General features: G+C 50.9%; 16 protein-coding genes. 10 read left to right on the forward strand and 6 right to left on the reverse strand.

The genetic code is table 11. The features are described 5' to 3' along the window. The 6 genes from ACFRAM_RS19835 to nrdF all read left to right on the forward strand — a co-directional run bounded on the left by ACFRAM_RS19835 (position 1) and on the right by nrdF (position 6739). Positions 1-153: a hypothetical protein gene (locus ACFRAM_RS19835; RefSeq protein ID WP_175373840.1), complete on the forward strand. Its 153-nt coding sequence runs from the start codon at positions 1-3 to the stop codon at positions 151-153. Next, the gene (locus ACFRAM_RS19840) at positions 146-1072 is read left to right on the forward strand and encodes a hypothetical protein (RefSeq protein ID WP_379467324.1); all 927 of its coding nucleotides are present in this window, start codon (positions 146-148) and stop codon (positions 1070-1072) included. Before ACFRAM_RS19835 ends, ACFRAM_RS19840 begins: the two co-directional genes overlap by 8 nt. 32 nt (positions 1073-1104) lie before the next feature. Continuing rightward, on the forward strand, positions 1105-2886 hold the full coding sequence (locus ACFRAM_RS19845) for a hypothetical protein (RefSeq protein WP_379467325.1): 1782 nt from the start codon (positions 1105-1107) through the stop codon (positions 2884-2886). Positions 2887-3309: 423 nt separating this feature from the next. Further along, complete coding sequence (gene nrdI, locus ACFRAM_RS19850; RefSeq protein WP_379467326.1) at positions 3310-3669, forward strand: class Ib ribonucleoside-diphosphate reductase assembly flavoprotein NrdI; 360 nt, start codon at positions 3310-3312, stop codon at positions 3667-3669. Then, entirely contained in the window at positions 3656-5740 is a 2085-nt protein-coding gene (gene nrdE / locus ACFRAM_RS19855) for a class 1b ribonucleoside-diphosphate reductase subunit alpha (RefSeq protein ID WP_379467327.1), read from the forward strand. The genes nrdI and nrdE overlap by 14 nt, the downstream gene beginning before the upstream one ends. A gap of 39 nt (positions 5741-5779) precedes the next feature. Beyond that, positions 5780-6739 (forward strand): class 1b ribonucleoside-diphosphate reductase subunit beta, encoded by a 960-nt coding sequence (gene nrdF, locus ACFRAM_RS19860; protein WP_066377119.1) that lies wholly within the window; start codon positions 5780-5782, stop codon positions 6737-6739. A 150-nt stretch (positions 6740-6889) separates the two neighbouring features. Here nrdF and ACFRAM_RS19865 read toward each other — a convergent pair whose 3' ends face one another. From ACFRAM_RS19865 to ACFRAM_RS19880, 4 genes are all read right to left on the reverse strand, one after another. Continuing rightward, positions 6890-7816: an ADP-ribosylglycohydrolase family protein gene (locus tag ACFRAM_RS19865; RefSeq protein ID WP_379467328.1), complete on the reverse strand. Its 927-nt coding sequence runs from the start codon at positions 7814-7816 to the stop codon at positions 6890-6892. A gap of 57 nt (positions 7817-7873) precedes the next feature. Beyond that, positions 7874-8872 carry a Gfo/Idh/MocA family protein gene (locus ACFRAM_RS19870; RefSeq protein WP_379467329.1) on the reverse strand — a complete coding sequence of 333 codons (999 nt, stop codon included), beginning with the start codon at positions 8870-8872 and terminating at the stop codon, positions 7874-7876. 78 nt (positions 8873-8950) lie between these two features. Beyond that, positions 8951-9337: a (deoxy)nucleoside triphosphate pyrophosphohydrolase gene (locus tag ACFRAM_RS19875; protein WP_379467330.1), complete on the reverse strand. Its 387-nt coding sequence runs from the start codon at positions 9335-9337 to the stop codon at positions 8951-8953. 128 nt (positions 9338-9465) lie between these two features. Next, positions 9466-10188, reverse strand: coding sequence for a YceI family protein (locus ACFRAM_RS19880; RefSeq protein ID WP_379467331.1), 723 nt, complete (start codon positions 10186-10188; stop codon positions 9466-9468). A 142-nt stretch (positions 10189-10330) separates the two neighbouring features. On the opposite strand from ACFRAM_RS19880, the gene ACFRAM_RS19885 reads away from it, so the two are divergent. The 4 genes from ACFRAM_RS19885 (at position 10331) to ACFRAM_RS19900 (ending at position 13880) form a co-directional block, all read left to right on the forward strand. Continuing rightward, the gene (locus ACFRAM_RS19885; protein ID WP_379467332.1) at positions 10331-11011 is read left to right on the forward strand and encodes a response regulator transcription factor; all 681 of its coding nucleotides are present in this window, start codon (positions 10331-10333) and stop codon (positions 11009-11011) included. Beyond that, on the forward strand, positions 10999-12396 hold the full coding sequence (locus ACFRAM_RS19890) for an ATP-binding protein (RefSeq protein ID WP_379467333.1): 1398 nt from the start codon (positions 10999-11001) through the stop codon (positions 12394-12396). Before ACFRAM_RS19885 ends, ACFRAM_RS19890 begins: the two co-directional genes overlap by 13 nt. 63 nt (positions 12397-12459) lie before the next feature. After that, a complete protein-coding gene (locus ACFRAM_RS19895; protein WP_379467334.1) occupies positions 12460-12954 on the forward strand; it encodes a hypothetical protein in 495 nt (164 codons plus the stop codon). Positions 12955-13139: 185 nt separating this feature from the next. Further along, positions 13140-13880 (forward strand): hypothetical protein, encoded by a 741-nt coding sequence (locus ACFRAM_RS19900; RefSeq protein WP_379467335.1) that lies wholly within the window; start codon positions 13140-13142, stop codon positions 13878-13880. Positions 13881-13965: 85 nt separating this feature from the next. Here ACFRAM_RS19900 and ACFRAM_RS19905 read toward each other — a convergent pair whose 3' ends face one another. Together ACFRAM_RS19905 and ACFRAM_RS19910 are read right to left on the reverse strand one after the other, a co-directional pair. After that, positions 13966-14859, reverse strand: coding sequence for a DUF6612 family protein (locus ACFRAM_RS19905; RefSeq protein WP_379467336.1), 894 nt, complete (start codon positions 14857-14859; stop codon positions 13966-13968). A gap of 189 nt (positions 14860-15048) precedes the next feature. Next, a complete protein-coding gene (locus ACFRAM_RS19910) occupies positions 15049-15606 on the reverse strand; it encodes an SLOG family protein (RefSeq protein ID WP_066377098.1) in 558 nt (185 codons plus the stop codon). Positions 15607-15720 lie beyond the last annotated feature (114 nt).

The following is a 15720-nucleotide window of genomic DNA, read 5'->3' on the forward strand; positions in this document are numbered from 1 at the left end:
ATGATTTCATACGTTATTCTTGGAGTTGCGTTCCTATATGTCGTAATTCACATTGCTATCTATGCCTCTCGCCAGCGAAACCCGCTAACCCGGGATGATATGGACGAGATGCTGCTTGCCACCTTAAATGGAGGTGACAAGGGTCATGAGTAAGAAGAAGCCTGTCACGTTCCGGCCCTTCAAGGCGCCCCGCTATTCCTTCGACAAGCTTCGCATCTGCAGGCGCTGTGGGCGCTATACCGCTCTTAACGAAGAGCGCTGCACGAAATGCGGCAAAGCCTCACTTGTTTCGGTGGAGAACTATGCCAGCGCCCGTGCAGGGCGCAAAATGCACACCCGGCTACTGCTAGTCTTACTGCTTACCCTGGTTTCGGTTTATTTTGGCGACAGCACGCTGCAAATGGCCCTGTGTGGTGCAGGCGGACTCCTGCTGACCGGGCTTCTCTACTATACGCAGCGAAAAGTCAGGCAGAACGAAAACTTGCGCGCTCTGGAGCATCTGCTGGCCTACAACATCGGAATCATCAAGGAGGGGCTGGAGCTTAACCGCCAGGAAGCGGTGTCTGTCCTTCGCGAAAATGATGTGCTGGCCTATGAGAAGCTGCGCGAGATTGCCATTCTCCTGCATGGCGACCGGGTAGCCCGGCAACGGGTCGCCCTCCTGCACGGCTTTCAGCTCCGTAAGGATATGGATCTCGAAATGGAACAGCTTCTGCTGAGAGAGTTCGAGCCACTGCTGGCCGAATACATAGGAGAGATTGCCAAGGTGCGCCGGGATCTGATCAAGGACCGCACACTGCGTTATGTTCAAGCCTATGAGACCCAGATCCGGCAAATGGATAGAGGGATCGCTATCCTGACCGGCGTGGCCGGGGCGGCCGTTCGCATGAAACGTTATGCGCTGCTGCACTCCCGTTTCATCGGCAGATACGTGCATGAGCTGCCCAAGGACCGCTTCTTACGATTAGCCCGGCTGATCGAGGCCAACCCTTATGAGCCATGGAACGGGCTTGACCAAACCGTAGCCGAAATTCGTGAATTCAAGTACCGTTGGGACCCTGAATTTCAATAAACCATCGTATGGCAAAAAAGAGGCTATAATATATGACGATCAAAGAAGTAATATCCCTGCGAAATTTTATGATCATTTTGTGTATATTAATGGTTTTACTGCTGGGACAGAAGGCCCAGCGCATGTCTGACAAGGTGAATGCTGTGCAGGAAGGCAGTCGTCTGCATGCGGCAGGCGACCTTATCGGCGCAGAAGAAAAGTACCGCGAGGCGAGGGAAAATCACTCCTTTTCATACAAAGAAGAAGAGATAGCAACACAATTGGAGAAACTGGCCCCGATCACAGCCATCCGTGCGGGTCTGGACAACGTTGCCCGGTACGCCAGCTCGCAGGCTCTGTCAGGTGACTTCGAAGGATTCATGAAGAGCTATGATGATCTTCTCCAGCTGAAAGCCCAGTATATGAAGCCCGGAGGCCCTTACGAAGCCTATTACCGCAAGTTGTCTGCCGCGTCGGGCCTTTCAGAGGAATGGACGACCTTCTTTCAGCATTTCAAAAAGCAGTTTTTGGACACCCTTGCCCAAAACGCTAACGGAAACGACGGCGGGGATGATGTGAAATGGAAACTGCTGCGGATACCAGATGCTTTCTTTGGCGGTTCATCTGCTAAGCAGGAGCAATTGAATGCTGCGTTCCGCAGCCACGATACAGGTCAGTTAAAGGCCTTGGCCGCTGCCGGAAGCTTCGGTCCCTTGCTCGAAAGCACCTTGTCCATGCATAAGGCGTACGAGAGCCATAAGTATGCGGCGCCCTGGCTCAAGGAACAAGTGGAAAGCAGCGGACGTATCATCCTGAAGAAAGATCTGGAGGGCAAGAACATATCCGCCTTCGCAGAACATGCTGCCGCCTATCGCAAGTTCGCAAGCAGCGCAGGCTTCAAGGCAACCCAAGTGCTGAAGTACATAGATGCTCAAAATGCCAAACTGCTCAAAAGTGCCGCGAGCAAAGCCAAAAACGGAGCATACGAGGACGCAATCAAGCTCTACACCGAGCTATATCCATTAAAAGACCATTCCGAGGACATTGCAGCGGTCCGCCTCGCCTGGAATATAGCTGATCCTGTACGGTTGCTCCCCGGAGGCGGGGAGCAGGGGCGCTACAATAATGTGATTTCCGGTAAAGGAAAGTACGGCGCCAAGGTCTATGTTGCGGCAACTGACAGCAGCGGGTCCCTTCATTATGCCGTAATGAACAAGGATAACGCTGTATCATCTTTCTCCATGGGCGTTATTCCCGGGTTCCCCTCCTTGCACCGGGTCTTCTTTGACGAGGCTCTTGAGGCAGCCACCGGAGAACCTGTAGTTGTTGCTGAAGCCGACAGCACAGATGACAACGGCAGGACACTTTTTACAGGTTATGCGCTTCAGATGCAAGGAATATCACAACTGTTCTCCTTTAGCGGGGATAGCTACGAACTTCAGCCAGATGGTTCCATCCTTGTGCATAATGTTGGTGCTGGTGCCGGAGATGGTAATGCGGGGCAGACAGCCATTTATCGCAAATCGGGGGAAACTTACCAATTCTCCGAAATCGTACAGGCTTACCCGCCAATTCAGGCGTCGGAGCTGGAGCTTCATCCTTTGCAGAATGTATCGATAAGCTGTGAAATCTATCTCGACAATTCAGGGAGTGCTGTCGCTTATGCCGATGGCCGCTACATCCTGCTTCAGGGCTATCAAGGGTCCATAACAGGCCCCATGCTGCTAAGCGGTCAGTTCCAGAACGACTACGGTATACTGCAGACCGAAACTGGTGAGGAGAGCGTCCCCGTATTTGTGGTAACTTCTGCCGGGAGTTTGAGTATAGTGAACTAAGCGAATCAAGTCAGTACAGACACCCTCCTGAATGCCATTCAGGGGGTATTTACTGCCAGCACCTTTTCCACCATTCACAAAAGAGACAAGGATCATTTTAAATTTTTTTACCCTGAAGTGCTCTCGCAGTTGCGTATTCTGGATCTGTTCCAAATCCCTTATTCCACCTGCCCTCCCGCTAATATTCTTCTCAATTCAGCTCTTTTTCTAGTATGAAATCTCGTGATTTGCGCGTTCTCCCTACCCCTTGAGATCTATTGACTTCTCCATATCTAGTGTTAAAATGATTAAGCGTCTCTAAATATAGTGTTATTCCGAAGAAAACGGTTTATATACAGGGTAAACCCTATCAGGGCGCGGTTTGTCCCAAAATCTATTTTTAATAAGCTGGAACATTCGCTTCCACTAAGGAGGAAAACAACCATGCTGATCGCTTATGATTCCAAAACAGGCAACGTCAAACGGTTCATTAACAAGCTGAAGCTTCCGGCCGTACAGATCGAAGAGCATATGACGATAGACGAGCCTTATGTACTTGTTACATACACCACCGGATTTGGACAAATTCCAGAGAAGGTGTCTTCTTTTTTGGAGAACAACCATACAAGTCTGAAAGGAATCGCCGCCAGCGGCAACAAAAACTGGGGTCAACTGTTCGCGAATAGCGCAGATTTGATTGCAGAGCGGTACAATGTGCCGGTAATTGGCAAGTTCGAGTTGTCGGGAACTTTTGGCGATGTAGAACGGATTAAACAGGAGGTGAACCGAGTTGCGGCATATTGAGCTGAACAACATGCTTTTGAAGAGAGACGAAGAAGGATTCTTCCAATTAGATAAGGACCGCGAGGCGGTTGTGGAATTTATGGGAGAAGTGGAGCGGCGCAGCCTTACTTTTGCAGACACTAAATCCAAAGTGGATTATATGATAGAGAATGACTACTATGAGAACCTGTACGAACGCTACGCTGCTTCAGAGATTGAGGATGTTTACCGGATCGCACATGAATATGGCTTCCAGTTCCCTTCCTACATGGCGGCTTCCAAGTTCTATACAGACTACGCGGTGAAGACCAATGACCGGAAGCAATACCTGGAGCACTACCCGGATCGTGTGGCTGTGGTGGCTCTGCATCTGGCCCGCGGCAATGCCGATACCGCTCGTGTACTGGTCCGCTCGATGATGGAGCAACGTCTTCAGCCAGCTACACCAACCTTCCTGAACGCAGGTAAGAGCCGTCGGGGCGAGATGGTCTCCTGCTTCCTGCTCGAAATGGATGACTCTCTGAATTCGATCAACTATGTACTGAATACATGCATGCAGCTCTCTAAAATCGGCGGCGGCGTGGCGGTTAACCTCTCGAAGCTGCGCTCGCGCGGCGAGACGATTAAAGGCGTAGAAGATGCGGCCAAAGGTATCGTGCCTGTGCTGAAGCTCATGGAAGATGGATTCTCCTATGCCGACCAGATGGGGCAGCGTAAAGGCTCCGGGGCGGCTTACTATAATATTTTTGGCTGGGATGTACTAGAGTTCCTGGATTCCAAAAAAATCAATGCCGATGAAAAACTGCGACTCAAAACACTGTCCATCGGGCTGATCGTTCCGAACCGCTTCTACAAGCTGGCCCAGGATAATGAGCCGCTGCATGTGTTCGCACCATATAGTGTGTTCCAAGCCTACGGCACCCATCTGGACGATATGGATTTGGACGAAATGTACGACAAACTGCTTGCTGACCCGCGCGTTAAAAAGAAAGTCGCGATGGGCGCACGTGAGATGCTGACCAAGATCGCCATGATTCAGTTGGAATCAGGCTACCCATATATTATGAACAAGAGCAATGCCAACAAGGCACATGCGCTGAAAAATATCGGTCAAGTGAAGATGTCGAACCTCTGCACAGAGATTTTCCAATTACAAGAGACTTCGGAAATCACTGATTACGGTCAGGCAGACACCATCCGCCGGGACATCAGCTGCAACCTGGCTTCCCTCAACATCGTCAACGTCATGGAGCATGGCAAAATCCGTGAATCCGTTCACGAGGGCATGCTGGCTCTGACGGCTGTCAGCGATATGACTACCGTCTCCAATGCCCCAGGTGTGGCGAAGGCGAACAAAGAGATGCACTCCGTCGGACTGGGCGTTATGAACCTGCATGGTTATTTTGCCAAGAACAAGATTGCTTATGAGAGTGAACAGGCCCGGGATTTCGCCCGCACCTTCTTCATGACCATGAACTTCCACTCGCTGGAGAAGAGCATGGAGATTGCCGCCGAGACCGGTGAGACCTTCCATGGCTTCGCAGAATCGGATTATGCCACAGGCGTCTACTTCGATCGTTATCTGACTACGGATTACCGTCCGGTGACACCTAAGGTGCAGGAACTATTCAAGGATATCTATATCCCTACCCAAGAGGATTGGGCGCAACTACGTGATTCTGTTGTCAAAAACGGACTGTACCATGCTTACCGTCTGGCGATCGCGCCAACGGCCAGTATTTCTTATATTCAGAACGCTACTTCCAGTGTGATGCCGATTGTGGAGCAAATTGAGACCCGGACCTATGCCAACTCCACTACGTACTATCCGATGCCTTATTTGCAACCTGACAATGTCTTCTATTATAAATCCGCCTATCAGATGGACCAGTTCAAGGTCATTGACCTGATTGCCGAGATCCAGCCCCATATTGACCAGGGGATTTCCACTGTCCTGCACGTGAACAGCGATGTTACCACCCGCGAGCTGGCCCGCTGCTATCTCTATGCGGCGCACAAAGGGCTGAAGTCGCTGTATTACACCCGGACCAAGAAGCTGTCTGTCGAGGAATGTATCACTTGCTCGGTATAACCGTAGGCTTTTTTTGAACAGAAAAGGAGATTACAAGATATGAGCGCTATCCAAGCCGTAAACTGGAACCGACCGGACGATGATTTCACCCTGATGTTCTGGAATCAGAATATTATGCAATTCTGGACCGATGACGAAATTCCGCTATCCGATGATAAAATGTCCTGGCTGACTCTCAGCGAGCTGGAAAAGGATGCCTACATGAAGGTACTCGGCGGTCTGACCCTGCTCGATACCGTACAGGGCGGCGTCGGTATGCCGCAGATTATGGAGCATGTGGACGGCCTGCAACGCAAAGCGGTGCTGGGCTTCATGGGGATGATGGAACAGATTCACGCCAAATCGTACAGTAGCATTTTCACAACCTTGGCGAGCACTGAAGAGATTGATTCCGTCTTCCGCTGGGTGGAAGAGAATCCTCGCCTCCAGACCAAGGCAGAGACCATCTCCCAATATTACAAGGCTATCGAATCGAAAAAAGACTTGTACCTCGCCATGGCGGCCTCTGTGCTGCTGGAGAGCTACCTGTTCTATAGCGGCTTCTTCTATCCGCTTTATCTGGCTGGTCAAGGCAAAATGACTTGCAGCGGCGAAATCATTGACCTGATCCTGCGCGACGAGAGCATTCACGGCGTATACGTCGGCGTGCTGGCCCAGGAGATTTACGAGGAGCTGGAGGAAGACGAGCAACGTGATCTGCACCAAACCCTTGTAGGTTTGGTACGATTCCTTCACGCGAATGAGGAAAAATACACCGAAGAGATTTACGCCTCCATCGGGCTTGTAGATGAGGTAAAGACCTTCTTGCGCTACAATGCCAACAAGGCGATGATGAATCTCGGACATGATCCGCTCTTTGATGAAGAGGAAATCAACCCGATTGTCCAAAATGGGATCAGTACCCATACGAAGCAGCATGATTTCTTCTCCAAAAAAGGCAACGGCTACGTTCGTGCCATGAACGTGGAGCCTTTGAAAGACGAGGATTTCCAGTTCTAAGATATAATCCTGATTAAACATAAACAGCCAGGCCCCGGTAAGGGGTCTGGCTGTTTATGTTGTGCCTGACGGATGAAGTATTACTGTGAACGCGAGTACTGGGTTGCCTGGCAGCCGCTAGATCGCCGCCCATTCGCTCAGCCTCCACGCCTATCCCCAGGCACGCTCGCGGTACAGCCTTTCGGCATAGTCTGTGATGACCTCACGCATGGCGAGCTTGTCTCGCCACGCTGCATGAATGCCGGAGAGCCCATAGTAGGCTCCGGCAATCTGTCCATAGACGGCGCCGGTAGTGTCGGCATCATCGCCCAAATTCACTGCGAGCAGTGCACCCTCGGCGAAGCTTGTGGAGCGATGGAAGGCCCACAAGGCTGCTTCTAATGATTTCACCACATAACCGGATCCTTCGATAGACGGCGGTTCCTTGGTTTGGTATGAACCTTGTAAGATTTCCTCTATTGAGGGTGCCAATGAACCCTCTTCCAGCCACTCCCGGTATGCTTCAGGAGCTAGCATCTCCTGCTTGCTCCACCCACTGAGCGCCCCCACAAGGATGGCCGCCAACAGGCGGCACGCATGCAGACAGGCTTGCGCCTGGTGCGTCGTCCTTGCGCTAATCGCTGCATACGATATCGCTTCCTCCGGCCGCTCCGCGTAGTACATCACGGCCGGGGCCAGCCGCATGATTGGTCCGTTTCCGGCTGATGAAGGATCCACCGAGCCACTAAAGGCTTCGCCTGTAGCCTCATAATGAAGCAATGCCGCACGCGTGGCATTGCCAATATCGAAACATTCACCCGTGCTGCTGAGATGCCCTTCCCGGAACCATCTTACGTATCGATCCATCTGATCTCCAGGATCAAAGCCGCCCTTTTCTAGCAAGCTCTCTGCCAGACATAGAGCCATCGAGGTGTCATCGGTCCACTGGCCTGCTCTCAGCCCAAAGACCCCGCCGCCGACCATATCCTTCATCGGCTCGAAAGTTCCCGGCGGTTTGAACTCCACTGTTGTTCCCAGCGCATCTCCCACCGCCAAGCCAGTCAGGCAACCCAGATAACGGTCCATTTTAGCTATCATGCTTCCCCACCTTGTGCTGTCTTATGATCTATTCTTCTTTGCTGGACTCCTGCTTGATTATTCGCCCGGATATTTGAGGCCCCACTGGGCGCGGATATCATCCAGCAGCTTTATAATCGCTAGCGACTCTTCTAGCGGCAGAATCGGACTTTCCGTCAGCCCCTCCGCCAGGCAGCGTCCGACTTCCTCAGCCTCAAAGGCATAACCGTGGGAGACACGCTCATCCTTGAATGTCTCCACTTGTTCATCATTGATATACAGCTCGACAGATCTCGGATTGACCAATGTGTCGGGAATGACAATATAGCCTTCTGTGCCGAAGATATAGGCCTGTTCCAGCATTTTTAACCGGACGCCCCCGTTGATGGACGCCGCCTTGCCATCCCCATAGGAGAGCAGCAGCGAGAAATGTTCGTCCACGCCTGTCTCACCGATATGGACGGTGCTTTGAATATGTTCAGGATGCGGCCCGAAGATCATCGAAGCCAGGGAAATCGGATAGATGCCGACGTCAAGCAGTCCACCCCCGCCAAGCTTGGGATCCAGCAGGCGGCTGGATGGATTCCAGTCGGCACGGAAGCCCAGATCGCCTTTAACCAGACGTACTTCACCGATTCTCCCTTCTGCAATCCACTCCCGAATCTTGGCATGTACCGGAAGGAAACGGCTCCACATCGCCTCCATAAGAAACAGCTTCTGCTCCCGGGCATAGGAGATTAGCTCTTCCAGCTCTGCACTATTCACAGTAAACGGCTTCTCGCAGAGTACCGCCTTACCTGCACGCAGTGCCAGCAGCGCATTGTCCTTATGGAACGGATGCGGAGTGCCGATGTACACGGCATCCACCGCTGGATCGTTAACCAGTTCCTCATAGGTAGCGTAGGCATGCGGAATGCCGTGCTTTTGGGCAAATTCATCAGCGCTTCCCTGGCTACGCGATCCTACGGCATGAGCTACACCGTTACTAGCGTGCATGAGATCCGAGACAAATTGGCTGGCGATTGAGCCGGTGCTAATAATCCCCCATTTTATCGTGTAAGCGTTATCGTTAGACATTGGCCTCTCTCCTTTGATGTCTTTTCCTAGATACCTATGATTCTATCAAACCGTTGTTCCTAAGTAAAAAGATCTCCATCAGTCATTGCGCATAAGCCGTTCCACAAACGGGATATCTGCCGCCGCAAAAATATATACCCCCAGTTCTCCGGGCTGAACCCAGCGGTACTCATCATGATCCGTCAAAGTAATCGTTCCGTGTACATACTTCGCCTTCCAAGCAATTAATGTAAGATCTACGCTCCCATAGCTGTGCTCATTCACCCCGAAGGCAGTATAGGGCCAGATTTCAATCCCCATTTCTTCCTGCAGCTCACGGATTAGACAATCCTGCACACTTTCGCCTGCCTCCAGCTTACCGCCCGGAAATTCCCACAGGCCCCCTTGTGACTTGCCCTCCCGTCTCTTGGCTATCAGTATCTTTCCTGTCTCATCATAAATAATGGCCGCTGCAACTTCAATCACGGCTTAACCCTCCCTGAATTCCCGAATACGCCTTAGCTCTCTAAAGAGAGTATACCATTGCACGCAAATAAAGGACGCTTTCCAATGCCGCGCGGGCCGGAAAACGTCCTTTGTTTATACGTCTTATGTTATTTAGTCAGTACAAGCTCCAAACGCACGTCCAGATTATTTTCAGTACTCAGCACAATGGTATGCGGATTACTTAGGCCGAAATCGCCAAAAGTAACTGTAGTTGTTCCCGACAACAGAAGCTGTCCTTTGCTGTATACGGCCTGTGTCTGGAAGGTAACGTCTTTTTCAATTCCTTTTACCGTAAGGGTTCCCTTCATCTCAACCGGGACTGGCGTTCCCTCACTCCATTCAGCCGGAAGCTTCGAGAATGACTTCACCGTAAAAGTAGATTCCGGATGCTCTGCAACCGACAGGAAGTCCCCGGATTTAACATGCTCGTCCCGCTGACCGTTGCCGGAATCCAAGGCATTCATATCCACATTGCCCTGTCCAGTCATAGCTGTGTTGTCATCCAGATTCACGTACCAACTGCCCTGTACCTTCTTATCCACAAAATTAACGGTTTCCTGTGAGGTGGTCACCGACCAGTACACTTTTGATGTGTCGGCAATCTTCCATTCGCCGTTTAATTGCTCTGCTGTAACTGCCGCCCCTGGGGCTTGTCCCTGCGCTGCTTCCGCGGTTCCCGATCCGCTATTAGTGCTGTTTTGCCCTGTAGCCGGGATAACCGACTCGATTGCGATCTTATTGCCCAGGGACTTGTTCAGCAGGGTGTACCCTGTAATACTTCCGGCGACAATAACAACGCCCACAAGAATCAGTAACGATTTCTTCTTCATTATACTTCCCTCCATCCCAAATTCCTTGTATCTATAAGGCCAGTCCTCATTCTAACAAAGGAATATGTCGGGAAGAAGTCAAAGCAGCGCCAGCATGATTATGATAAAATTGGTGTACTTTTTAGAAGGAGGCTCTGTGATCATGCAGTCCATTCTGATTGTAGAGGACGAAGAGGCCATCTCTCGTGTTCTCAGCGCTTATTTGCGAAAAGCAGGCTTCAGCGTCACCCGGGCGTCCGATGGACGCGCGGCGCTGGAGTCCTTTACCTTAAATCCCCCATCCCTGATTCTCTTGGATGTGATGATGCCAAATATGGATGGCTTCGAGCTACTGACCCATATCCGCGCCAAAAGCAGCTGCCCTGTCATTATGCTAACGGCCAGAGGCGGCATTAAGGACCGGCTCGCCGGATTGGACGGCGGAGCGGATGACTATATGTCCAAGCCATTTATCCCCGAGGAGGTTGTGGCCCGGGTCAAGGCTGTGCTGCGACGTCCTTCCCAGTGGTCCGATGGCAGCCGCAAACGGCATTTTGGCAGTCTGTTCGTTGACTATAGCGCCCGAAGTGTCTTCCTTAACGGAGCTGAGGTCAGTCTCAGCCCGCGCGACATGTCTGTACTGCTATTCCTGGCCGAACGGCCGAACCAGATCTGCACCCGGGATCAACTGCTTGAGCATGTGTGGGAAATGGATTATGACGGAAGCGACCGCGCCGTGGATCTATCGATCAAACGACTCAGACAGGCCCTGTCGCACTGGCCTGCCAGCGAAGGGGAAATCCGCACCTTGCGCGGTACAGGGTACCAGCTATGGACAAACTGAATAAAGGTACCTCAATCCTGTACTATTGGACCATCCGTTATTTGTTAATTATCAGCATTGGCCTACTGATCACCACAGCTGCCACGTTCTGGTGGATTCAGCAGGAGGCCATGGAGAACCGAATGCAGACCACTGCATTGCTCGCTCAGGAATTTGCCGACCTTAGTGTCAAGGATGGCTCCATCAACATTTCGCCTCGGCTCGGAGATTTGTTTGAGAATCGAAAGCAGTTCTTCAAGCTGAATACGGATATGTGTGTCATTATCTTGGATCAGAGCGGTGAAATGTTATTCTCCAGCCCGCAGATGAGCAAGGAACGCATGCGTATGGAGCTTAATGAGAGCCTGAACAATGCCCGGAGCCCGGAATACAGGGCGGCCGCTGCGACGATTAGTGGGCCAGAGGGTATGCTGGGCAAAGTATTTGTCTTGCAGTCGGTGCGATCACTCAAACATATTCCACGAAATGAGGTCCTCTTCTTCGGGCTGCTTCAAGTGTTCCTGATCATCCTAAGCTGGCTAACCATCTACCTCCTGTCCCGCAAGCTGGCCAAGCCGGTCCAGACCGTTGCCGCCGCCGCAGTCCAGATCAGCAGTGGAGAATACAATATCAAGCTTCAGAAGGGTGCCAAGGAGCGGGAAATCAACGAGTTGATCGTGTCGTTTCAAGACATGGCTGGCAAGCTGCAGCAGTTTGAGGAGTCCCGGGCCTTTATGTTGGCAGGGGTATCCCATGAATTGAAGACTCCAGTCACGTCCTTCAAGGGGCTTATTCATGCGGTAAGGGAAGGTGTCGTTGAGAACGAGGAGGCCGAAGAATTTCTGGATATTGCCCTATTGGAAGCTGACAAGCTACATCGCATGGTTGAAGATCTACTGGATTATAATGCGCTGACTGCCGGTATCGTTCCGATTCGCCACAACCGGATTGCAGCCATCCCCCTGCTCTCCGAGGTTGTGTATCAATGGAAGCTGACGCAAGCGGAAGAGGTCTGTGAGCCAATGTTGATATTACCGGCTCAGCCCCTGTACTTGCTGGGAGACCCGCTACGCATCCAGCAAATCATTGTAAATCTGCTGAACAATAGCGTGCAAGCCGGAGAGACCGGTCGAAAGCTGCAGCTGACCCTGGAGCTAAGGGAGCAGCCGGAGGGCACCGCCCAGATCACCGTGACGGACAATGGTACGGGCATCGCCCCTGACATGCAATCCCAGGTGTTCGAAGCTTTTGTCCGCAGCCGGGAGAAGAACAGCATTGTCCGCGGATTAGGCCTCGGCCTCACCTTCAGCCGCCTGTTAGCCGAGTCCATGGGAGGTAGTCTAGACCTGCTGGAGAGCTCGGAGCAAGGCAGTACCTTCCTGCTAGAACTGCCGCTCGGGCGCTAGAAGTAGTCTGCTACAGGCCAGTCATGGTATAATCACTTGCACAATGAAACCGGAGGCTTATAGATGCTGACATTTGAACAGAAATTGAATATTCTTGATTCTTACCCGCAGCTCCAGCGCAATAATGTATCGCTTGGACGCGTGAATTACCATTACGAAGAAAGCCGGCATGAGAAAAAGACCGTGGCCTATCACTTGCATCCGAACGGCAATGGCTTTGTCTATGGGGGACTGCTGCGCGGATATGAGACGGACAGCAAGGGCCTAGTTAACATCCGCGACTTCTCGGAGGACGAACTGCGCACCCTGCTGGATGCCTCGATCGCCTCTTTGTCCATCAGCAAGCCGGAAGCTCCAGTGGTCAATAAGCGCAAGAAGAAGGCTCCATCAGTAGAAGAGACCCGCTGGGTGAACGATGAAGGTCATACCCTTACACTGAGACTGGAAGATGATTTGTGGTATCTCTATGCGGATCTCAACTTGGAAATGGCCTTTGAAACGGTGGATGAAGCCGAAGAGTACTTGGTAGAAGAAGGATTTGCTCCGTCGAACGGATAACCTGTTCGACAGCGGCCCCATTCGGAAAAAGCCTGCAAGCCCACAGCTTTATGCTGTTGGAGCTAGCAGGCTTTTTTGCTGAAGGATGGCTTGCGATAACTGAATATTCAACATGAAATAATCAGGCAGATCATCATATACTTAACGAAATAGTCGAATTTCCATTTCAAGAAGGAGGTACATCCATGAATAATCCGGAAGGTGGAACACCGTTCAATAATCCCGAAGGTCAGAGGCCAGATCCGGAACCATCCCAAAAGCAGAGCTCGGTTACCGAGCAATGGAACACACTGCTTCAGGATGAACGTGTTCAACAAGCCAGGCAAGCGAGCAAACAATACTACAGCTTTTTTGCCAGTACCCTAGCCCGTCCTTACCGTACCATGTTATCCGTCGGGTCAGCACAATTCCAGCATGCCCTCATTACACTGTCGCTGGTTGCGGTTCTATCCTCACTCTATTTTCTGACTTGGTTCTTAAAATGGAGCATCACGCCAGCCATAGGCCCCGGCTTTTTGAAGCCGCTACTACTGACCGTATTGGGGCTTGCTATTGCGTATGGAGCCGGCTACGCGATCCTGCGGCTGGAAAAAGTGAGCTTTGACCCAAAGCTGCTGTTAGCGCGGTTCGGCACACTACTAATCCCAGCGGTAGCCGCTCTACTGCTTGCTATTGTTTTTCTTGCACTGAGTCTGACTACATTCTCTATGTATTTGCTGTTCTTATCGTATCTTTTCATCTTTGTTGCATTGAACGCGGCCATCTTCCAATATCCTATAAGGACATCCGCCGGGCCGATCGACACCCTCTTCACGCTAGCGATTGCCAATAGCATTACGGCTTACATCTTCTATAAGCTGATTGCATCTGTCATTGCCGGAGCGATCGGAGGCTTCTTCGGGGGCTTGTCGCCATTTGGTTTCTAAGAAGACACGCAACAAGCTGCCACAATACAAAACAGCAAGCCTCCAATCCTCTGGAGACTTGCTGTTTTTTCAAGCGTAGCGATTACTAGGCTGCCGGTATTTGCACCTCTTGTGCGTTCTTCGCTTCGTCTGGAACCTTGATTTCCTTGATCTCGTTATGCTTTGAAAGGTCCCCGGTCATTTTCATGTCGAGGCTTATATTCTGGCCGGATGCTTCCATATCCATTACCATATCTACATTTGTTTTAGTAGGCAGGTAGGTTTTCTTGTCGACAGCATAAGAAATCTTCATGCTTTTGATGTTCATTTGCTCCATCAGTGCTGTCATTTGCGGATCCCCGTTACTCGCCTGGTCCAGATAGCTTTTAGCCAGTTCCTTCACGCTATCGCCGGATACTTCAGCCGTTAGCAGATAGGTATCTCCTTCTTCAGATATCTTGGTATCCTTGGCAATAGACTTAAACTGCTCCAGTTGTTTCTCCGGGCTACCCGATTCCTTTACCATTTCGGTCATTTGGGCAGTCATCTCGGACGGCAGTTTCATCCATTCTTCCCCAGTATGGGTATAGATCCCGTCTGCCGTAATATATTGTTCGATCTTCTGTTCACCCTGGCCCGCCAGGTCCATCAGGATCTCCTGATGCATCTGCATAGGCTCTTTAATGATTTCAGATGTCATCGTCATATTCACTTTTTGATCCTGCGAAGTTTCGCCCTGCTTCATTTTGATGTTTTGCTCAATTTTTGATTCCATCGCGAAGCTCTGGAGAGTTTGGCTGGCTTCGGTAGTTTTTTGAATCAATTCTTCAACAGTCGGCGTTCCCGATTTGGCATCCCCGTTTGTTGTTACTGCATTCGATTCTGTGGTTGCCGTTGGGTCAGACGCGTTGACCGCGTTCTTGGCTCCCTCATTGTTTCCACACGCGGTAAGACTGATAGTTAAAATCGCCCCTAGTAATACAGTAGTCCATTTCTTCAAGTTCATGATCCTCCTGAGTGTTTTGGTATATGACAAATGCTCATGGAAGCATATGCCAACTATTTATATGTTAGCTATTACCCAGATAAGAACATTTTCTAACAAAAAAATATTTTTTTCGCGTTTCACTCCCAATTACACATAATATATACTCGGCAGAAGCATACGCGTAACTGATCACATATTCTGTTATTCATAGTCGCTTCGGGCCTCTTCATCCGCAATATTCTGGATTTCATCCGCATGAATCAATAACAATCCATAGTCACTTTCCGCATGAAGCTTAAGCGCCTTCTCCTTCATGAATTTCGGGCTGCCTTCCGCTGCCTCCTCATCATAGAACAGAAGGATGCCGTCGCTCTTACGGAACAGCAGATCATCTCTAGCACGGAACTGCCAACTTCCGTCATAGGGAGCGTTACTAACCGCACCGTAATAGTCCGCACCAGCCACGATACGCCGGTATTCATTCTGTTTATCTTCCTTCCACTTCTCCTCCGGTGCCGCATGGGCGGTAATAATGCCGAGCTTCAGGTTCGGATACTGCCGTTTCAACTCCAGCACCACTTCACAGGCCCAGAGATCGACACCATATTGACCCGGTGTGATTACCCATTCCAGCCCTTCCTCCACAAGAGGAAGCAGCCTGGCGGCAAGGGCTTTTTTGATATAAGGAATCCCTGGATGCTTGTTGTCAAAAATCCCGAGTTCATGCGCACGATAGCCTGTCACTAACAATGTTTTCATACCTTGCCTCTTTCTCTCCGCTGCTTTTCTTAACATTATATAATACATTAACTAATCGAAACCAACAGTCATCCCATAAAAAGAAGCACCAGCATCCACCTCACGGAGGGTACG

Source organism: Paenibacillus sp. NPDC056722 (assembly GCF_042790635.1).
Taxonomy (GTDB): domain Bacteria; phylum Bacillota; class Bacilli; order Paenibacillales; family Paenibacillaceae; genus Paenibacillus_AQ; species Paenibacillus_AQ agri.